This window comes from Bacteroides sp. D2 (genome assembly GCF_025147085.1).
Lineage (GTDB): Bacteria > Bacteroidota > Bacteroidia > Bacteroidales > Bacteroidaceae > Bacteroides.
The window spans coordinates 865801-889290 of record NZ_CP102261.1; the positions used below are offsets into that span (position 1 = coordinate 865801).

The window sequence follows — 23490 nt, forward strand, 5'->3', positions numbered from 1 at the left end:
ATATTACTATAAAATCAAATTATCTCATTTTGCTAATAGCATTATTGTTCATCAATAATGCTATGGCAAAAAGTAGTTGAAATGACAAAGGCTTACCAAATATGGGCTAAACGCTGTATAGTAGAACCTTACCCAAAACAGAAAAAAGAAATAAGAATGTTTTTTATACACACAACTTTTTAACGTTATTACTATGAAACATCAAAACTTGGAATTTAAGTGGATGTGTCTACTCTTTCTAGCTCTGCTACTCTCTCCTCCTCTACTTTGGGGGCAGAATCATAGCATTAAAGGACAAATTGTAGATGCAAAAAGTAATGAACCTTTAATAGGAGTAAATATTACTGTTGAAGGCACTTCGAATGGTACCATTTCTGACATAGATGGTCGGTTTACGCTATCTGTAGCTGCTAATGCTGTACTCAAAATCTCTTATATCGGCTATCAAGAAAAGAAAATCAAAGTGGATGATCTGAAAAAAGAGCCTATCATTTCTCTGGAAGAAGACAGCAAGCAACTAGAAGAAGTAGTGGTAGTAGGTTATGGTATTCAGAAAAAGGTATCAAGTGTAGGCGCCATTACCCAAACTAAAGGAGAAGAATTGTTGAAAGGAGGTAATATTACTTCTGTATCAGAGGCTTTACAAGGCAAACTAAATGGTTTGGTAGCTATCAATACGTCAGGCAAGCCTGGAGCAAGTGATACCAAAATGTACATTCGTGGTAAGGCTTCATGGCAAAACTCTGACCCTTTAGTATTAGTGGATGGTATAGAAAGGGATATGAACGATGTTGACATGAATGAGATCGAGTCTATATCTATTCTAAAAGACGCCTCTGCTACAGCCGTATATGGGGTTCGAGGTGCAAATGGTGTAATATTGTTAACAACCAAACGCGGACAAGATAAGAAACCAAACATCAATTTTTCTACAAGCTTTGGTATTAAACAGACTACTGCAAATATGGAATGGGCAGATTATGTTACATCTATGAAAATGTATAATGAAGCTGTAGCTAATGACAACAACTGGAATCAACAAATTAAACAATCTGTCATCAATGCTTGGTCAAATGCTTTTGATACAGGCAACTACGGCCCTTATAATGATGTCTTTCCACAAGTAGACTGGTGGGATGAGTTGGTTAAACCAGGTTTTTCCCAACAATATAATGTGAATATCAGCGGAGGAACCAATTTCATGCGTTACTTCGCCTCCATCGGTTATCAAAATGACGGTGATATTTATGACTTACAGAAACAGGAGAATTTTGATCCAAGAAACTACTATCGCCGTTATAACTGGCGTTCAAATTTAGATTTTAATTTAACTAAAACGACTTCCTTATCAGTAAATATTGCAGGGAAAATGGGATACCGCAATGACAACTTTGCTGATGATGTGTACACTAGAATCATTGCGGCACCAACCAATTCCTTCCCGATAAAGTATAGTGATGGCTATTGGGGAGATGGATCTACTGCCGGCTATAATCCTGTTTGTAATATGAATACAAATGGATCACAACTGTATAAAACCTTTCAGGGATGGTATGATATTCGTTTGGAACAAAAACTGGACTTTCTAACTAAAGGTCTGAAAGCTGCCGCAAAAGTTTCATATACATCTGCTTCCACTACTCGTTCTAGTATAAAGACTGGTGAAATTTGGGGTAACAATGATTTTGAATCCAGAAACAGTATTATTAAATACCATCGCGAATATGATTATTCTAATCCGACAGTCAATGCAGATGGTTCTCTCACTTACCCCATGATTTTGGAAAAACGATGGCCAAATGATGAGGATATTGAACTACCTCCCAACGTTTCTTATGACAATTTGGATGGTTATAATCGTAAGTTATATTACGAATTCTCTGTGGAATATAATCGTTCATTCGGGAGTCATAATGTAACAGCGTTAGCTCTGATGAACCGTCAAGTATCTGATTTAAAAGATGATAAAGTTATCAAATTCCCAAGTTATCGTGAAGAATGGGTGGGACGTGTTACTTATAACTGGAAAGAACGTTATTTGGCAGAGATGAATATCTCTTATACAGGTTCGGAAAAATTTGCCCGAGGACAACGCTTCGGCCTGTTCCCTTCCTATTCTTTGGGATGGCGTGCTTCAGAAGAACCTTTTATAAAAAAACATGTTGGAGATGTGCTGACTAACCTAAAATTTAGATATTCATACGGAAAAGTCGGTAGTGATGCAGCTGCTGCACGTTGGAATTACATCCAATTATTTAATTCTTTAGGAAGTATTGAATTAGGAAATACACAAGGAGTCACACATAGCCCGCTCTATACAGAAGGAGATATTGCTAACTTGACTTCAACCTGGGAAAAAGCGACTAAACATAACCTTGGAATAGAAATTGGCTTATGGAATAAGTTAGATTTAACTTTGGATTTATTTAAAGAGAATCGTAAAGATATTCTAATGACCCCACAAACTACGTCTTCTATTGTAGGAGCTACTTTTAACGCTATCAACCGAGGAGAAACGAAAAATCATGGTTTAGAATTAGAGTTACGCTGGAATGACAAAATCGGACGTAATTTTAATTACTGGGGAGCTTTAACTTTTGCAACCAGCGAAAACCGGATTGTCTATAAGGATGATCCAAGAAATGCGGATGAGCATTTGAAAGCTGCAGGTAAACCGATTGATTATCAAAACCGTTTTATTGCGATCGGTAATTATGGTTCAATAGACGATGTGTTCAATTACGCACAAACGGCTATAAATGGTACTACAGCATCGCAAGTAATTCCTGGAGATCTTATCTATATAGACTTCAATGGAGACGGGATAATCAACTCAAATGACAAGGTAGTTGTAGACGAATTGAATTACCCATTGACTACTATCGGATTTTCTTTCGGGTTCAATTGGAAAGGGCTTAACTTCAGTGCAATGCTCTATTCGCCACGCAATATATACAAGTTACAGTTTGACCAATATCTGTGGGATTTTCCCGCTTCAAATATACGCGTTCAACCAAAGTCTATGGAACGATGGACTCCGGAAACAGCTAACTCATCGGGTGTTATGCGACCTGCTACACACTTGAACAATACATACAATAAAGTGGAAAGTACTTATCGTTATTCCGACTATTCGTATATACGATTAAAGAATATGGAGATAGGCTATACATTCCCTAAAAAATGGTTGAGTGAAGCACATATTTCCAATCTTCAGGTTTACATGAATGGAAATAACTTACTGACCTTCTGGAAAGGCGATAAACGAGTAGACCCAGAAACAGGAGGTGTAGGTAGCTATCCGATTGTCCGTACTTATACCTTAGGACTAAGAGTTTCATTTTAATCATATTCAAAAGAAATAAAGATGAGAAAAGTATTATTATATATCTGTTCAGTTTTCATTCTTGGCGGGATGACAAGCTGTGAAGAGTTCTTAGATAAAAGGGAAGATGTAGGATTGACAGAAGATGATATCTTCAGAGATTACTATTCTTTACGAGGTTTCTTAGATCAATCTTTCAACCAATTGGAAAATGTTATGGTAATGGATAATTGGGAAAATGGACGCGCATTTGTAGGTCTCTTTGCAGACGAGATGGCAACCACGGATAATTCATCTGCCGTTTTTACCTTACATTCCGGAAACTGGTTAAGTAATGCCAAATCAAGTACAACTTTTGAGATTGGCAACGGTGGAAGTACAGCTATATCTCGTTCTTATAAAGCGCTACGTATCAATAATCGTATAATTAATGATATCGACAAGGCTCCTTTGACACCTGAACAAAAAAATGAGATTTTGGGACAAGCTTATTTCTATCGTTCGTGGTTCTACTTTCAGATAATTAAAAGATATGGAGGGATGCCTATTATTGACAAGGTCTTTGAAGGTGGAGATGATGACATTCCTCGTATGACCTACCATGAATCACACGATTGGATGATGGAAGATATACAAAAGGCAATCTATATGTTACCTGATAGTTGGGATGATCCAAACTATGGAAGGCCTACAAAAATTGCAGCAATGGCACTTAAAGAATGGGCACAGTTGTTTGATGCGAGTCCGTTGATGCAAAATGATTTAAATTCTACAGAAAACAAAGGGTATGACACGGAGCGTGCAAAATCTGCTGCAAAATCGGCTTACGAAGTAATACGTTATATGGATGGAAGCAAGTCGGCACCTTATCCTTATGGTTTGGCTAGTAAAGAAGAATATACGAATATTTTCTACTTCAAATATCCACCTGTACATCAGCCGGAATACATTTGGGTCAAACGGCAATTTCCTAATGCTGATAACCAGAACCAAAAACGCACTATCCGCACATTCTGGCAATATGAGGATCTTGCATTCGGTTCGGGACCAGATGGAAATTCCATGTGCTGCCCAAGTTTGAACATAGTCAATATGTTTGACAAGAAGGGAGCAGACGGTATTTATTACCCGATTGATGACCCACGAAGCGGATATGCACTTGATTATGACCATAAACCATTTGAGGATCGTGATCCCCGTTTCTATAACAACATACTTTTACCTGGAACAACTTGGGGACATTACGCTGATGGACGTACCTATTACATTACAACCTACAAAGGAGGAGCAGCCTATCAGCACATGTTAACTCAAAAAGACTGCAACAAACGAATGTTCACAGGATTTATGTGTAAAAAGTTCATGTGGCCGGAATGCAATCAGTATCTTGAAAAGAACAATCCGAACTGTTGGTGGGACTATCGCTTCCTCACCATATATATCCGTGCTTCGCAAATTTATTTAGATTATGCAGAAGCGCTATTCGAGGGTTGTGGAAGTGCTACGGCAACTATTGAGGGATGTCCCATATCAGCTGCAGAAGCTATTAATATTCTTCGCAGACGAATTGGCTTAACAGATCTGCCATCAGATATTGTAGCCGATCCTGATAAATTCCGTGCAGCTTACCGCCGTGAGCGTGCCGTAGAATTAATGTTTGAAAATCATCGTTGGTGGGATATCCGCCGTTGGATGATCTTAGAAGAAACATTCAAGGATACTTATCCTATTAAGGGGGCATTATTTACACCACGAGAATCTAATCATGGAAGTATCACGGACAAGTCTACATTGACTTATGATTATGAACAAATCGATATAACTCCGGAAGTGCGTTCTTTTACAAAGAAGAATTACTGGTATCCTTTGCCTCAACATGACGTAGACGCATTGAATAATTTGCAACAAAACCCATATTGGTAATTAAAATGGCTTAATCAAATGAAAAGATATAATAAATTCATATTTATTCTGTTTGTCACTGCTATATTATCCGGCATAGCCACTTCGCTAGAAGCACAGGATAAACCTAAAAAGAAAAAAACAGCCCTTATTGAAGTGAAAGGGCTAGTGACAGACAACACAGGTAAACCGCTAAGCGGAGTAACAGTATTGAGCGGTGAAGGTTCTATTATAAACTATACAGATGCAAATGGAAAATTTGCACTCAAAACAAAAGCTGATGGAACCTTATTAATTGAAGCGTTCGGTTATAAAGATTTTGTAATAAACCTTACAAAAGAACAACCCACTGTCATCAAATTACAAAATGAAGATCTATATGCTTCAGAAAGAGACATACACGAACGTGCAGACGGTGGAAAAACGTATCAGCGGGATCTGGTAGGTACAGTTTCCAAGTTATCTATGGAGAATGTATTAAAATACCCTGATTTACAATTATCCAATGCCTTACAAGGGCAGGCCGCCGGACTAATTGCTATTTCCGGTGACGGCGGCTTGGGCTATAACGCATCAACATTATACGTCCGCGGACAACACAATAATGGAACAAATACGGCTTTAGTTATTATTGATGGAATAGAACGTCCGATAGATGATATTTTACCGGAAGAAATAGAATCCATCGAAGTTTTAAAAGATGCTACAGCCAAAATCCTGTATGGAGCAGCTGCCACAAACGGAGTGGTTCTGGTGCGTACTAAAAGAGGAGAAGCTCATAAACGGATTGTTCGTGTCGGGGTAGAATACGGTGTACAGTCCTCTACACGTGTACCTAAATATTTGGATTCCTACAACTATTCAAAATTGTTTAATGAAGCTCGTATAAACGATGGGATGAATCCTTATTATACCGAAACACAAATAGAAGGATACAGAAATAGTAGTGGAGTCAATGATGTATTGTATCCAAATGTTGATTATTACAATGAGTTCTTATTGAACCAAAATATCTACCGAAAAGGTACAATTGAGTTTAATGGAGGTAATGAAGGTGTGAAATACGCATTAGTTGGTGGATATACCGGTGGTTCCGGATTAGAAAAAGTAGGAGAACGTTCGGCTTTACACCGTATGAATGCACGTGGTAATCTGGATATTAAAATCACCGATTTTCTTACAGTAACAGCAGATGTTGCAGCTCGTGTGGAACTGGAAAACTGGGGAGCAAAAGATGGTGCAGGCATATTCAGTACATTATCTTCTAATCGTCCCAATGAGTACCCTTTCATTATTCCTAATGAAACATTATCGGGACAGTTTACCCCCAATGAAGATGGGACGCCATTCTTCGGAGCCAGCACACGGATAGTAGACAATTTATATGCAGATATGGTTTATGGAGGTGACACTTCCGAAAGGTATGTAAACAGCCAGACAAACCTTGGAGCAAATTTTGACTTCAATAAATACGTTAAGGGATTGACATTTAATGCTTATGTTACTTTTGATAATTATAGTTATCTACGCCAAGAATTAAGGAATACTTATCCAACTTATGCTATTGACACTTATAATGATTTAGACGGTGAAACTATCACCCGATATACACAGATGAAAAAGCTGGATTTGCCCAAAACGCAAAAGATAGCCTCCAATAATACCTATCGCTATTTTGGTATGCGTGCAGATATAGGATATGAACGTACATTAGGAGTGCATGACTTTTCAGCAATCGGCGCATTCCGGTATACAAAGAACGAAATGACGGGAATGACACAAGATTTTAAAGATGCCAACATCTCCTTGCGTCTAAACTATAGTTATGACAAACGCTATCTAGCCGAATTTACTTTGGCAGGTATGGGGTCCAACAAATTTGATAAAAACGATCGTTTTTTCTTTTCTCCGGCTGTAGGAGCTTCATGGATAATTTCTAACGAAAGTTTCATGAAAGAAGTAAAGGCCGTTAACTTCCTGAAGCTAAAAGCAAGTTTCGGTGTATTAGGCTATACAGGTAATACTGGATTCTTCTTGTATCAAACTGGTTGGAATAATAATGGCAACTATAATTTCTTCCAGGATCAAACAGATCATAAAGTTAGTTTAGCTCGCTGGGGAAATCCTGATTTAACATGGGAATACTCTCAAGAATTTAATATTGGTGTCGAAGGATTATTCTTTAATAATCGCCTAAGCACAGAACTCAATTATTTCCATGAATGTAGAAAAGACATCATTGGAGTGAATAACGCCCAATATGCCGCTACAGCAGGGAATTATACAATGTATGAAAATATCGGTCAGGTGACTAATCAAGGTATAGATATTGCAATCAACTGGAAAGGGAATATCGGACGGGACTTTTTATACACAGTCGGAGCCAATATGACTTATTCGAAAAATAAATTAGATAAATGGAATGAAATAGAAGGAGTGGAAAGCTATCGTAAAGCCATTGGACGACCTACTAGTACTATTTTTGGCTTACAAGCACTAGGATTATTTGGAAAAGACATTCCATTAGAAGGCCACTCATTACAATCATACGGTATATATCAAAACGGCGATATTGCATACGCTGACTTAAACAACAATGGGATTGTAGATGATAATGACCGTATGAGCCTAGGGCAAAGTTTTCCTGTAACTACTTGGGGAATCAATGTAGACCTCAAATACAAAGGATTTGGACCTTATATGTTAGGAACTCTTCATACAGGTATTACTCAATTATGCACAAACGCTTATTATTGGAATAATGGTCTGAATGGATACTCTGAATTAGCATTAAATCGCTACCATGAGGTTAATAATCCTTCAGGTACAATGCCCCGATTAACAACAACGACAGAAAGTAACAACTTTCGTGATTCCAGTTTCTGGACAGAGAATGGCTCATTTTTCCGTTTGAAAAATGTAGAACTTAGTTATACATTTGAAAATAAGGCAGGTAGATTCTTTGCAAACAAATGTAAACTATTCGTACGTGGTACAAATTTGCTTACCTTCTCTAAAATAAAGGATCTGGACCCGGAAAGATTAAATGCCGGAATCACAAATTATCCGGCCTATATGACTGTAACCGGCGGTTTATCCGTCTCTTTCTAAACTTAAAAAATATGCAAATATGAAAATAAGCAAATTAATACTGTTAACCTGTGTTTGGGGAAGTATTGTTTCTTGTGAAGATCTGCTTGACCCTAAATTGACAAATGAATGGTCCAGTGAGACCGTATGGACTAATCCCGATATGGCACAAGCCGTTTTGACTCAAGTTTATGCTGATCTAATGGTTGTTCCAGATCATTATGATGATAATTTTTTAGATGCTGCAACAGACAATGCACTAACCCGAAATTATGGTTCGAGTGTATACCGGGCTAGCATGGGAGCATTCAGCCGATCAACAAATCCACTTGGAAATTGGGACAATATGTATGATAAGATACAAAGCATCAATCTATTCATGGAAAAAGGAGTTACAGATGATGTAATATACAATCGTGTAAGTAAAGAAACTGATCAGGCAATAAAGACTCGTTTACTTGGCGAAGCCTATTTTTTAAGAGCATGGTGCAGCTTCAAATTGTTACAAACTTATGGAGGACGAACAGACGAAGGAGAAGCATTGGGATATACGATCACCAACCATTTCATTGGTGATAAGGAATCTGCGAAGCCGAGCCTGTTTAAACGTGACTCGTATAAAGATTGCGTCAGCCAGATTGTTTCCGACTGTGAAGAAGCTGCCAGACGTTTGCCTGCAACTTACACAGGAGATGATGTTGTTGTCGGAAAATCGAAAATCGGTAGAGCTTGCGGATTAGCGGCAAATGCTCTTAAAGCAAGAACTTTGCTCTATGCAGCAAGTCCGGCTTATCAGGACATGGATGTGATTCGAATAAATGGCATGGGTAGTTTTACTGTATTGAATGAAGCTACTTATCAAGCTGGTTGGGAGCGTGCTGCTCTTTTTGCCAATGAAGTGCTAAAAGACGCAGGGGTAAACTATACCTTTACAGCGATGGCTGCTAAAGATTTGGCTGACGCTGGCAGTGATACCCCGGCCGATTTTATTTTCCGCACCTACATGGGACTTGTACATGGTATGGAAAGCCGCCACTATCCTCCTTTTTATTTGGGAAATGCACAAACAATTCCTTCCCATAATTTGGCTGCCGCCTTTCCTGCCAAAAATGGTTATCCAATAACAGACTCACGTTCGTTATATGACGAGCAAGATCCGTATCTGATAGCTAGAGATAACCGATTCAATATGAATCTATATTATCAAGGGAAAAAGTTTGGAGCTTATAACTCAAACATAGATGTATCCGAAGGTGGAAAAGATTCAGAGAGTTTTCACATTTATGCTAGTCGTTCGGGATATTATTTATCTAAGTTCTTGTCTACTACACAAAAAAATATGCTGGATCCGATTCAAACATTGAATTCTCGGCACTTTAACCCATTATTACGTAAAACAGAAGTTTGGCTGAATTATGCAGAAGCCGCTAATGAAGCATGGGGACCTGAAGGTAAAGGTGACGACTGCCAATACAGTGCTTATGATGTTTTAAAAATCATACGTGAAAAATCAGGTGGTATCACAGATGTTACCTATTTGTCAGAAGTAGCTTCTGAAGGAAAAGCTGCATTCCGGAAATTAATCCAAAATGAACGTCGTATAGAATTTGCTTTCGAAGATCAGCGTTTTTGGGATTTACGCCGCTGTTTACTTCCCCTAGATACCTGTATTGAAGGAATGCAAGTGACAAGAACAGACAACGGTCTTTCTTATGAAATAAAAGAAATAGAACAACGTCCGTTGGATGCACTTCGCTATTACTATTTGCCGTTACCTAACGACGAATTATTAAAGAATCCAAACCTCAAAAATAATATGGGGTGGAATAATAACTAATATTATATACGATTATGAAAATTGCAAAAATAATATTGTTCGCTTTGACGACTTGTTTAGTGTCTTGCTATGAAGATTACACCCATGATTATGAAACAACAAATGTTGGTTTTGCTTTACAAACCCCATTGCGTACAGTAATATCAGACCGTGATATGCCCATATATGTGGGAGTATCATTAGGAGGTAAACGAGAAGTTGACATGAATGATTGGGCTAAATTTACTTTGGATGCTTCTTTATTAGAGGGTACCTCTCTTACACTTCTCCCCGAAGAATATTACATATTAGAAGATCCGGAGATATTTAAAGTGCGGAAATCTAATTTACCTGTAGCAGATGTTGAAATCAAGTTTACAGATGCTTTTTATACAGATCCACTAAGTCTGACTACACATTACGCTCTCCCTTTCAAAGTTACAGAAAGTTCCATGAACTCTATTCGCGAAGGAGCGGATTATTCTATTGTAGCAATAAAGTATGTCAGTTCCTTTTCCGGTGTTTACTATCTTCAGGGTGAAGTAAGCGAAGTAGATAATAATGGAAATATTATAGAAGGTACCACTGTGGTGTATAAAGAAAAAGACTTGATAAATAATAATACCCTGGAACTAAGTACTCTCGCCCAAAATAAATTATTAAGACCCGGAGTAGCAAACTTAGCGAAAAGCAATATCAATCGTTTCCAGTTGACAATCGACAACAACGGTGAATCAGGCTCAGACTACAATGTTCAAATAGAAGGTATAGAAGGAGGAATTACGATCGTTGAAGGAAATGGCAGCTACATTGCCCAAAGTCCGACTTACACCTTCAACAGTGGAGACAAACCTTGTCCGGAAATCAACCTGAATTACACCTATGAACTGGCAGACAAACGCTATAAAGTGAAAGAACAATTAGTGTTACGTCGCGATCCTGTGAATGATTTACGAGTAGAATCATGGAAGTAATTTAAAACTTGGGACATGAGGAACTATATTGGTTTCTCATGTCTCAAAATGATAACAGTAAAAGCAAAAAAGTATATGAAAAAAGAATTAGCTGTATCAGTTGTCTCCAGCATACTCTGCATAACCACAGGAGTTGCCCAAACTAACAAACCCAATGTTGTTATCATCATGACCGATCAGCAGAGGGCTGATTTATGTGGGCGCGAAGGCTTCCCGATGGCTGTAACTCCTTTTGCCGATTCTCTTGCATTGAGCAATGTGTGGTTTGACAAGGCATATACAGTAGCCCCTGCCAGTATGCCTGCGCGTTGTTCTATGTTTACAGGACGTTTTCCTACTGCCACTCATGTCCGTACTAATCACAACACTCCCGACATGTATTACAAGAAAGATATGCTCGAAGTGTTTAAGGAGCAAGGATATAAGACTGCATTAGTAGGTAAGAATCATGCGCATGTGAAAGGAAAGGATTTTGATTATTGTGAGGAATATTTTCATTGGGGAAAAAATCGTCGGGATACACAAGAGGATAAGGATTTCGCCTTCTTCCTTAACAACAAAGCTCGTGGACAATATTTGGAAGCTACTCCTTTCTCGTCGGAAGCGCAGAACCCGGTAAAAATTGTCACTAAAGCTTTAGCTTGGGCGGCAGAGCAAAAAGATTCAGCCTTTTTTATGTGGGTTTCAATGCCTGAGCCACATAACCCTTATCAGATATCGGAACCTTATTTTTCGATGTTTTCTCCGGAAAAGATACCTGCAACTTTGACAAGCCGGAAAGACTTGTCTAAAAAAGGAGATAAATATGCTATCCTGGCAGAATTGGAAGATACCTCTTGCCCGAATCTTGCGGAAGACCTTCCTCGTTTGCGTGGAAATTATTTGGGAATGCTCCGCCTGATTGACGATCAGACTAAACGTCTGATTGACGGATTTCAAGCTGTCGGGCTTTATGAAAATACCATTTTTGTAATCTTGTCGGATCATGGAGATTATTGCGGGGAATACGGTTTGATTCGTAAAGGTGCCGGAGTTCCTGAATGTCTGACTCGTATTCCGATGATTTGGGCGGGATGTGGTATTCATCCTCAAAGTGGTCCTATGGATGCGCATGTCTCTATTGCCGATGTCTTTCCTACTATTTGTACGGCTATTGGTGCAGATATACCTCTCGGAGTGCAGGGACGTAGTCTATGGCCTATGTTGACTGGCAGGGCATACCCGGAGAGAGAATTTTCGAGCATAATAGTTCAACAGGGTTTTGGCGGTGAAGATTTCACTCGGGATGAACCTCTGACATTTGTGCAAGAAGGCGCATTGCAGCCCAATAAAATAGCTCACTTTGACGAACTGAATACTTGGACTCAGAGCGGAACAGAACGGATGGTTCGTAAAGATGACTGGAAATTAGTGCTTGATAACTATGGTCGTGGTGAATTGTATAACTTGAAAGCTGACCCTTCCGAGATTAATAATCTTTATAATAAAAAGAAATATGCTTCCAAACAAATGGAATTACTGGAAGAGTTGATGACTTGGGAATTACGTGTTCAAGACCCATTACCTGTACCACGAAACCGTTATCATTTCAAACGAAATCCTTTTAATTACCATTTCACAAATGAAAAGGAAACTCCCTGATCCTGTCTTATAAATATATCGATAAAAGTGTATTAATAGACAAAATTCAAAATAATCAATAAAATTACTATGACGTTAACTTAAAAATTGTACATATGAAGTTCTTAAAAAAAATGTTGTTGGTTGGGCTACTTCCTGGCTATTTGATATGCCAGGCACAAAATGTCCAAAACAAAGAAGATGTACCCTTGGATTTAGGATATCGTGTACTCCCTACGGGAGATTATAACGGTTCAGCCTACACCATCTCGGGTAAACAGTTACGCAATCTACCTGTTACAAATCTTTCGGCAGTATTAGCCGGACTGGTACCTGGTTATTTTGCCCGACAAGTGCAAGGTGGTGGATTAGTGAATGAACAGAATTCATTTTGGATAAGAGGGCAAAGGAGTAATTCGCCCGATGTATTAGTATTGGTTGATGGACAGGAACGGGATTTTGCTGTTTTGTCATCACACGAAGTAGAATCAATTACCGTATTGAAAGATGCTGCAGCAACAGCCTTATATGGAATGCGTGCAGGCAGTGGAGCTATTCTGGTTACAACTCGTAAGGGAGCAAAGGGAAAACCGCAGGTTGAATTGACAGCTCAAATTATAGCTCAACAACCACTTAAAGAATTAAATTCATTAAACGCAACCGATTACGCAAGACAGCATAACATAGCCCGTCACAATGACAATATGGATCCACTGTATTCCAACTATGACATTATGAATTATGCAAAGAATGACCCTAATTCCATATTATATCCTAATGTAGACTGGGCTGATAAATACTTAAAGGATACCCGATGGAGTCAGCGCTATAATCTTAATATCCAAGGAGGGACAGAAAAAAGTACATATTTCGTGAATGCAATGTATACTCGTAACAATGGCTACTTCAATACAGATGATTCACATGATTATAGTACCAACCACTCTGCAGAACGGTTTAATATCCGTTCCAATATCGATTTTGCTGTAACTCGCACCACCCAACTGGACGTAAATTTGTATGGCTGGTATCAAAGTCAAAACGGGCCTGGTAGCGGAGCCGAAAACATCTATAGAAATCTGGTTACATTACCGCAAGGAATCTTCCCTGAATGGTACAATGATCAGGGATATACAGACCAATACGGAAATGTTGTTAATGCAGAAGATGGAAAAATTGTGGCAGGAAGTACAGTCCGTGAAAACCCATGGGCAATGCTAAACCGCTCCGGTTACTTCCAGGACAAACAATTGTATGGTTCTTTCCGCACGAAACTCTCACAGGATCTTTCTTTCATAACAGAAGGATTAAAAGCTTCTGTTGCTTTATCCATGGATTCACGCACAATTTCTTCTATCAGACGTACTATAACTTTCGCATATTACGAAAAGGATGCCACGAATGAGAATGTTCTCCGTCGAACCCGTGAAGATGATTCTATGATAAACAAGGTAGATAATACCAGTTCTTTCCGCCGAACCGGTATCGTGGCTCAATTAGATTATAACCGTACCTTTGGAAAACATGGAGTTTCAGCTTTAGCTTTCTATGAACAATATGAAAGCAATGATGAAATGGTATTGCCAACCCGATTCCAAAGCGTAAATGGTTGGTTCGGCTATAATTATGATAAAAAATATGGCATCGATGTTATCGGAGCTTATCAGGGATCTCATAAATTTGGTCCGGGACACAAATTCGGTTTCTTCCCTACAATATCTGCCGGATGGACTGTTTCTAACGAATCTTTCTGGAAAGATGCAAAAAAAATAGTGCCCTACCTGAAGCTAAAAGCATCTTATGGACAGGTCGGCAACTCTTCGGGTGTAGATGCCTTTTATTACAGGGGACGTATGTGGCCGCAAAACGATGTCTATATCACAGGGGTAAACATGGGAACAAAGCTTGGAGGATACATTCAGGATATACTTCCAAATCCCGGATTGACTTGGGAGAAAGCTAGAATTCTGAATATCGGAATAGATACCCGACTATTTTCAGACCGGTTATCTGTTACAGCAGAATTTTTTAAAGACAACCGTCATGATATGTATGTAGTAAATAACAAAATCAGTTCTCTTGTCGGCAATGTAAAGGAATTTAAGCAGAATATAGGCAAAATCAATAGCCATGGAGTAGACTTATCTGCCATGTGGAATTCAAATATTGCAGACTGGAGCTATTTCATAGGTGGTACATTCTCTTATTCTACGAATGAACTGATTGCAAACGGTGAAGTAGATCAGCCATACGAATGGTTGAAGAATCAGGGACGGCCTTTAGGAGAAAATCGAGGATACATTGCAAAAGGCTTTTTCAATTCTTGGGAAGAAATAGCAGCCTCTCCTGTACAAACATTCTCTGATGTCCAACCAGGTGATGTACGTTATGAAGATATAAACAAAGACGGACAGATTGATGTAAACGATATGGTACCTATCGGTTACGGAGACATTCCCAAAATCATGTATGGTATTAACTTAGGAGTCGGCTACAAAGGATTTTCGATCACCGCATTATTTCAGGGAGCCGCAAAAGTCTCTCGTCAATATTCGGACATTGTGATGAATCCTTTCACAGATAACGGAACCATATTTGAGCATCAACTTGATTACTGGACACCCGAACACCAGAATGCAACATTCCCACGTTTAACAACACTGGACAATGCTAATCTTAATAACAGGCAGATAAGTACATTAAATGTGAAAGATGCTGATTTCTTAAGATTAAAAACGCTGGAAGTTGCCTATGACTTTCCTACAAAAATGATACAGAAAATCCATCTTAAGGGATTGAGACTTTTCCTTAGCGGAACGAATCTGATTACCTGGACAAAATATAAATGGGTTGATCCTGAAGCTCCTTCACTGGCAGCTCCTTTGACGAGAAACATGAGTATAGGTTGTTCCTTAAAATTCTGATAGCATGAAAAAATCGATAATTTATTTGACAATAAGCGCAACACTAACATTTTCCGGTTGTGATTATCTGGATGACATGCCCTATGACTGGGCCCAGCCTGATGATATTTTTACGAATGAACAGAACTATCTGAAACCGATTAATCAGGTGTATGCATATATTCCCGAAGGCTTCAACCACGTAGGAAATGCCTTTTTAGATGCAGCCACCAATGATGGAATAAGTACAATCATAGATTCGGATATTCATAAGTTGTCTCGTGGGTATGTCACTTCTTCAAATCCGATTGAAGAATGTTGGAATAAGTCATACAAGGGAATTCAACAGGCCATTTTTGCCCGCAAATATTTACGTGAGGCTGACTTGGTGTTACAAAATAAGACAGAAGAAGACATCCAGACATTTAAAGATACCTATTGTGCGGAAACTGAATGTTTACAAGCCTTATTCGAGTTTAACCTGTTAAGACACTACGGAGGCTTTCCTATTGTCGATCGTATTTACGAAGTCGACGATCCTGAACTGCAGACAAAGGCAAGAGACTCTTTCAAAGACTGCGTCAATCACATCGTACAGTTATGTGAGAGTGCTGCCGCTGTATTAAAAGTTGATCCGGAAGGTGGGAATGGTTCTTATGGCCGTATGACTAAAGGAATGGCACTTGCTATTAAAGCCAAGACATTACTCTATGCCGCAAGCCCACTCTACAACAGAACAGATAATAACGATCCACTACTAGGCTATACTGACGGCTCGGATGTGACGGAACGTTGGAAACTTGCAGCCAAAGCTTGTGCAGATGTAATCAATCTAAATGCAGACGGAACAATATCTCCGAATGGAAATAAAAAATATAATCTGATAGCTCTTACTGCTGCTAAAACGTACGACAAGATCTTTATCAATGCCAATCCTAATCCGGAATATATCCTATTCTATACGGCTGCTAAGGACAATGCTCTGGAAAACAGGCATTATCCCCCTACAATCTCAAAAGATCAGGGAGGAGGTACAGTACCTTCACAGCAATTGATCGATGCATTTACCATGAAAGATGGAAGCGATTATACCCATTCTTCTGACGGTGCAAGCATGTATACTAACAGAGACCCGCGTTTGGCAGCAATTATCGGATATGACGGTTCGGTTTATGGAAAGAATACCATTTATACGCGAATTAGTGATAACACAACCATAGACGGACTCAACCAAGTGAAGAACCGTTCGACCAATACGGGATATTATTTAGCTAAATTCCTGGACAAAACACTGAACTTCGGACAGGCCAATGTGGGTACCGTTTTCCACTTATTCCCGATGATTCGCTTATCTGATATCCTACTTTCCTACGCAGAAGCCATGCATCACGCTTACGGCATGAGTGCGGATCCAGAAGGCTATGGTTTGACAGCAATAGAAGCCGTACAAAAAATACGTACCAGAGCAGGATTCGGAACAAATGATAAATTTCTTAATGGGGTGACAGATAACAACTTTATGGAAAAAGTGAAGCAAGAACGCCGTATCGAACTCTGTTTTGAAGAACATCGTTACTTCGATTTGCGACGTTGGATGGATGGCAATCAACTTAGAGAACCTATTATCGGAATGAAAGTAGAAGAAAATGCTTCCGGGCTTCATTATACACGCATTACAGTAGATGAAGCACGCAATTTTAAAGATTACATGTATTATCATCCTATTCCTCTGAAAGTAATCAAGGAAAGCCCTTCCATCCAACAGAATCCAGGTTGGTAACGGGCATCAAAACTATTTAATAGATAGAAAACATGAAAAAGATAATAATATTATTCATATGCTTAACCTCCTCCATCTGGCATGTCTGTGCCCAAACCAAAGTTAGCGGAATTGTTAAAGATGCCCAAGGAATGGAGATGATTGGCGCTACTGTCCTTCAGAAAGGGACTAATAATGGAATAGTGACTGGTTTGGATGGCAAATTTACTCTTACATTGTCCAACAAAGCAGAGCAAACACTTCTTATCTCAATGATCGGCTTTATAGAACAATCTATTGCCATAAAAAAGAATCATCCTTTTATCAATATCACTTTGGAAGAAGACATTGCACAATTAGATGAAGTTGTTGTGGTGGGATATGGAACACAGAAAAAAGTATCTCTGACCGGTTCTATTTCTAATGTCGGGACCGAAGATTTGAAAAGCATGCCTGTATCAAGTGTCACAAACGCTTTAGGTGGCCGCATCCCGGGACTAGTAACCCGACAAGAGAGCGGACGTCCCGGCGGTGATCAGGCTACGATGTTCGTTCGTGGTCGTGCTTCATTGAACGACTCTAGCCCTTTAGTATTGATTGACGGGGTAGAACGACCTATGGCGCAAATCGACCCTGATGATATTGAAACCATTTCTGTATTAAAAGACGCTTCTGCAACTGCCGTATACGGTGTACGAGGAGCAAATGGTGTGATATTGGTAACTACCCGCCGAGGTCGTGAAGGAGAGACTCGAATATCCTTCTCATCTGAATTCGGTGTCACTTCCTTCAATCGTATATCTCAAACCCTAAATGCAGAATCCGTTTCAAGATTCATGCGTGAGGGGGCTATCAATGATGGCTTTGACCCTTCCGATACAGGTAATACTCGCGGTCTTTTCCTGTCAGAATATGACAACTATCTCTATCGTACCCAGAAAAGCCCGTTTACACACCCGGACAATGACTTTGTAGATATGTTTACGAAAAATGGTCTCCAACAGAAATACAATGTAAACCTATCCGGCGGAAATAAAACAGTACGTTACTTCGTTTCCGTTGGATACTTCACTCAAACCGGTATGTTTGAGACAGACGTAGACAAAATTAAAGAACATGAGACAATACAAGCTCTTTTAGCAGCCTCACCCGATGTAGCAAAAGGCTTATACAAAGAAGGTTATAATTCGGAATATAAGTACAGTAGGCTCACCACTCGTTCGAATATCGATATCAACCTAACTGAAGATTTCAAGGTATCCGTGAATCTTGCTTATCGTTTCGGAAGTCAGAACCGCCCCTATGGCTATGATGCTGACGGACAGGAAGCACTGCGTCTGTTCGGCATGTTCTACCGCAATTCTCCTCAAGCATTCCCAATCTTAAATGCGAATGGAACTTATGCCGCCGCCGATGGTATATGGAGACAGAATCCACTCGTGACATTATGCTATTCAGGATTTTTTCTTAATTTCAATAACAAACTTGAGACAGATTTTGCTTTTAAATATAACCTAAGGAAACTGTTAAAAGGATTAAGTATAGACGGAAAATTCTCTTACGATGCAGGCTGGAGCAATAACCGAAGCATACAGCAGCGTCCCAATATCTATCAATATAATCCTGTAAACGGGACTTATAAACAAGGACTTGAAATGGTGTTGCCAACAAAAGCCACCAATAAAACGGCAGCTACACATCGGAAGTATGCTGAAGCGGCAGTTCGTTATAAGCAATCCTTCTCCGGACATAATATATCTGGATTGGTACTTTATAATATGAGTTACACTTCCACTCCCGGTGGACGCTATTCTTATGTACCTCATATCTATCAGGCTTTAGTAGGACGTGTTAACTATGATTATGAGAATCGCTATCTATTCGAAGTTAACGCAGGCTATAACGGCTCAAACCGTTTCGCGGAAGGACACCGTTATCAGCTCTTTCCTGCAGCATCAGTGGGATGGGCACTGACTAACGAACCTTTCTTTAAAGAAAACCCTATCTTAAGTTTTACTAAACTACGCTTCTCTTATGGTGAAGTTGGTAATGACAAGCTGGGAGGTTTCTCTTACTATTATCGTTCAGGATACGATGAAGGACTAGGCTACACTTTTGGAGAGACACATAATCCTGCGATTAAAGGTCTGATTCAAGGAAAAAGCGCCAATGAAAATATCACATGGGAAGTTGCACGGAAATACAACTTAGGACTTGAGACCAAATGGTTGAAAGACAAAATATCTGCCAGTATCGACTTTTTTAAAGAACGTCGTAGTAATATCCTATGTGAACCGGAAAGATATTCTCAAGCAGCCGGTTCAAACGGATTGGCTCCCATAAACTATGGTGTCGTAACAAATCAGGGATATGATCTGGAAATAGGCTATCAAGATCAAAAAGGAGATTTTGGATATTCCATAAAAGGGATTTATGGATATGCACACAATGAAATTGTAGAGAAAAGTGAATCTGTAAAGCCCTATGCCTATATGTCACAAACGGGAAATCCTATCGGACAGTTTATCGGCTATATTTCCGACGGTTTCTTTAGCTCTTATGAAGATATAGCAAGTTCTCCCGTTCAATTCGGACAAGTAAGCCGACCTGGAGATATTAAATATAAAGACTTGAATCATGATGGAGTGATCGATTCTAACGACCAAGCTCCTATCGGCTATAATCCGGTACCCGAAATGACTTTCTCTCTTGCTGCCGGTTTGAACTGGAAAGGAATTGATTTTAGTATATTGCTTCAGGGAGCTGCCCGTTCATCCATCTATCTGCAACAGGATATTGCATGGGATAATTTCTGGGGTAATTATTACGAAGAGCATATCGGAAGATGGACACCGGAAACAGCAGCAACAGCAACGTACCCACGTTTCACTAAGGCAGCCACTGCCGCGCATCCTAATTATTATAAATCTGACTATTGGTTGAAAGACTCCAAATACTTACGTTTGAAAAACATTCAGTTAGGTTACACTATACCTCGCAAACTATTGAAAAAATTCGGAGTACGTTCACTTAGAGTATATGCGAATGCCTACAATCTCTTTACATGGGATAACGTAAAGAAGGTAGATCCTGAATCATCGAACAATAGTAATGGACAATTCTATCCACAACAAAAAGTAATAAATTTTGGTATCAACCTGAATTTCTAATGTTTGAAATGAATAATTTATGAGAAAACTATTTATATCCTTTGTAACGGCTGTCCTGCTTGCCAGTTGTAGTGCAGATAGCCTGATGAAAGAAACCGAACTGGATCTGACGGATACAGAGAAAGTTTATTCGGACATTACATTGACCCGCAAAGTTGCATACGACTTGTATGCACGTATGCGCATGGGGAGAGACCGCCTTGGCAGTTTTGGTTTTTTGGCAAACATGGGTAGTTCACCTTGTATGCTTGACAATGCAACAGACGATGGAGCCGGGAATACAACCCGTGCCGGAGGTGCAGTGATTCCCGCACTCGAGAAATTTATCAAGGGAGGAATCGATGCTTCCAAAGGTTTGATTGGCGATGACCATCCATGGACATTCTATTATAAGGCCATTCGTTCTGCAAACACATTCCTAAACAACGTAGACCGTTCACCTTTGGAGGATGCAGAGAAAACAGCCCTGAAAAATCAGGTACGTTTTTTGCGTGCATTGTATCACCACGAACTGTTTCGTTTTTATGGAGCATTGGTAATCGGAGACAAAGAGCTTGATCCGTTACTTTATGATGAAATCAAACGTGAATCGTTAGAGACCACCGTCCGTTGGATTGCCAATGAATTCAAAGAACTTGCAGAACCGGAAGTATTACCCGACAAATATGATGCGGCAGACTACGGAAGAGCTACACGGGGAGCAGCCCTAGGCTATCTGGCACGCACACTACTTTATGCAGCAAGCCCCTTGCACAAAGCCTCCGGAGTGACTTGGAAGGAAGCGGCTGATGCTGCCTATGACATGATTGAATATTCTGATGGCGGAGATTTTTATCGTTTATATGAAGATCCGACCACTCCGGAAAAGAGTTACACACGATTATTTAATACCCGTGCCAACGGCGAGGTTATTATGGGATTCCTTCGAGCACCGGCAAATGACCTTTACGCAATGATGCCTGCCTTTGACCCCTGGAATGTAAATAAAGAGCTACTGACTTGCCCGAACCAATGGCTGGTAGATTGTTATGATATGCTCGACGGCTCACAACCCATTCTCGGTTACGAATCAAATACGAAAGCCATCATCAACCCGAACTCCGGTTATGATGAAAATTCTCCTTATGCTAACAGAGATCCCCGTTTAGCACAGAGTATTCTATGTGATGGTGCTACCTGGCCTTTGGTCAACGGTAAGCCAGCTACAATAGACCTGTCAAAATCATATAGATGGGGAAGCGGCTACTTTCTTACAAAGTTCTTGGATGACCGTATCGATCATCGAAAAGGTGGCACCACTTACATGGACTTTCCAATGATGAGATATGCAGAAATCCTGCTTGATTATGCAGAAGCCGAGAATGAGGCTGAAGATACGAACACAGCCAGAGAAAAAGCAATAGCCCAGCTTAACAGGATACGTCGTCGTGCCGGTATCACGACAGACTTACTGGCCGCAGATTATAATCAGGCAACCCTTCGGGAACGCATACGCAAAGAACGCCGTGTAGAACTTTGTTTTGAAGATCATCGATTCTTTGATATAAGAAGATGGCTGATAGCAAAAGATGTAATGAGGTTACCGGCTGTCGGAATAAAGAAAATTAACGGTGAATATCAACGGATAACTTTAGATACACGAAACTATAACGAGCGCATGAACTTGGCTCCAATACCACAGGATGAAGTTAATAACTGCCCGAATATCTACCAGAATCCAGGATACTAATCTAAATAGAATGTTTACTTAAAAAAATAAAGTCATGAAAACAAATAGTATAATTGCATTAATTCTGTCAATCAGTTTATTTGGATTATTCGGTTGTGCAGATAAATATGAAGTTGATTATGAAGCACTTGTCAAAATTGAATTTACAGGTGTCGATCAGAACAATAGAGTATCATTAGAGAAAGGAGTTGCAGAATACACAGCAACTGTTAAAGTTCAGGGAGAGATCATGAGTTTTGAAATTTATCAGGCAGACTCCAAAACCGGAATGCAGGGAAGTCTGATAGAAGAAACTGCCCAGTCATTTGAAGACGGAACCGCTAATTATGAGACAACTTACAAGTTTACTTCTTTAAAAGAAAATGCTTGTATTACAGTAGTCGTTCTAGGTACCGACGGCCATACGTACCAACGTAACTTATTGGTAGAGATTACTCCTTCTGTTTTATTCTCCGATCCAGATTACGGAAAAGATGGAGAAATAGTAGAGACAGCCTCGGCCTACTATGGTTGTTATTATGCAACATGGCTTCTTGGACGCACCTATATGGCTGCTGATGCCATGAAATATACAAACGAAGTAGATTTCTCACTCGGTGATGTTATCTTGTCTCCGGGAAGTGAAGCAGTACCCGCCTTTGTTTCACCAGCTAAAAGAAGTGAGTATGGTTTGATGACAATCAGCGGCTTGCAACACACATTATTTGCTGAAACCTCTTTATCACAAGCGGAGTTTAATGCAATCTCCCAAGTAGATGCAACCCCAATAGAAAGTCTGGCAGATCCAACCTCCGAAGTCTTAGCTATTCAGGCAAATAAAGTTTACCTGTTCAAAACAGCCAATGGAAAGAAAGGATTGATTTGCATACAAAAAATAACAGCAAAAACAGGTACAATCGAAGTGTCACCGGATAATTGGGTAGAAAACACAAAATACTCATGGGTACAATTACTGACTAAAACCGTGGTAAAGTAAAGTTCCCATTCAAGGTGCTTTCTCCAATGATAGTATCATAGAATAATTAGAAGAATAGAGAAGTATTCGGTTTCTACGAGCTTCTCTATTCCTGTTTTATCAACAGAAGAAAGGAGAAATCTATCATTCTACCATTTTTTTTCCTTTATTGATTAGTATTTTTCCTTTCTTCTCTGATATCTTCCCTACTTTTGTACAACATCATGAAAAACAAAGTTAATTAAAT

At 39.5% G+C, this 23490-nt stretch carries 11 protein-coding genes; all 11 read left to right on the top strand.

Translation table 11 applies throughout. The annotated features are described in order from the left end of the window. Positions 1-193: 193 nt before the first annotated feature. The 11 genes from NQ505_RS03050 to NQ505_RS03100 all read left to right on the top strand — a co-directional run bounded on the left by NQ505_RS03050 (position 194) and on the right by NQ505_RS03100 (position 23264). A complete protein-coding gene (locus NQ505_RS03050; RefSeq protein WP_008998104.1) occupies positions 194-3346 on the top strand; it encodes a SusC/RagA family TonB-linked outer membrane protein in 3153 nt (1050 codons plus the stop codon). 21 nt (positions 3347-3367) lie between these two features. After that, positions 3368-5248 carry a RagB/SusD family nutrient uptake outer membrane protein gene (locus NQ505_RS03055; RefSeq protein WP_008998105.1) on the top strand — a complete coding sequence of 627 codons (1881 nt, stop codon included), beginning with the start codon at positions 3368-3370 and terminating at the stop codon, positions 5246-5248. Positions 5249-5266: 18 nt separating this feature from the next. After that, entirely contained in the window at positions 5267-8338 is a 3072-nt protein-coding gene (locus NQ505_RS03060) for a SusC/RagA family TonB-linked outer membrane protein (RefSeq protein WP_008998106.1), read from the top strand. A gap of 19 nt (positions 8339-8357) precedes the next feature. Further along, positions 8358-10154, top strand: a complete 1797-nt coding sequence (locus NQ505_RS03065) for a RagB/SusD family nutrient uptake outer membrane protein (RefSeq protein WP_008998107.1) — start codon at positions 8358-8360, stop codon at positions 10152-10154. A gap of 14 nt (positions 10155-10168) precedes the next feature. After that, positions 10169-11107 (top strand): DUF1735 domain-containing protein, encoded by a 939-nt coding sequence (locus NQ505_RS03070; protein WP_008998108.1) that lies wholly within the window; start codon positions 10169-10171, stop codon positions 11105-11107. Positions 11108-11182: 75 nt separating this feature from the next. Next, positions 11183-12748 (top strand): sulfatase, encoded by a 1566-nt coding sequence (locus NQ505_RS03075; RefSeq protein WP_032853268.1) that lies wholly within the window; start codon positions 11183-11185, stop codon positions 12746-12748. A 95-nt stretch (positions 12749-12843) separates the two neighbouring features. Beyond that, positions 12844-15651 carry a SusC/RagA family TonB-linked outer membrane protein gene (locus NQ505_RS03080; RefSeq protein ID WP_008998110.1) on the top strand — a complete coding sequence of 936 codons (2808 nt, stop codon included), beginning with the start codon at positions 12844-12846 and terminating at the stop codon, positions 15649-15651. Between the two features lie 4 nt (positions 15652-15655). Continuing rightward, complete coding sequence (locus NQ505_RS03085) at positions 15656-17410, top strand: RagB/SusD family nutrient uptake outer membrane protein (RefSeq protein WP_008998111.1); 1755 nt, start codon at positions 15656-15658, stop codon at positions 17408-17410. Between the two features lie 32 nt (positions 17411-17442). Then, entirely contained in the window at positions 17443-20559 is a 3117-nt protein-coding gene (locus tag NQ505_RS03090) for a SusC/RagA family TonB-linked outer membrane protein (RefSeq protein ID WP_008998112.1), read from the top strand. A gap of 19 nt (positions 20560-20578) precedes the next feature. Beyond that, on the top strand, positions 20579-22288 hold the full coding sequence (locus tag NQ505_RS03095) for a RagB/SusD family nutrient uptake outer membrane protein (protein ID WP_008998113.1): 1710 nt from the start codon (positions 20579-20581) through the stop codon (positions 22286-22288). A gap of 34 nt (positions 22289-22322) precedes the next feature. Further along, positions 22323-23264 (top strand): hypothetical protein, encoded by a 942-nt coding sequence (locus tag NQ505_RS03100; protein ID WP_008998114.1) that lies wholly within the window; start codon positions 22323-22325, stop codon positions 23262-23264. The last annotated feature ends 226 nt before the right edge of the window (positions 23265-23490 follow it).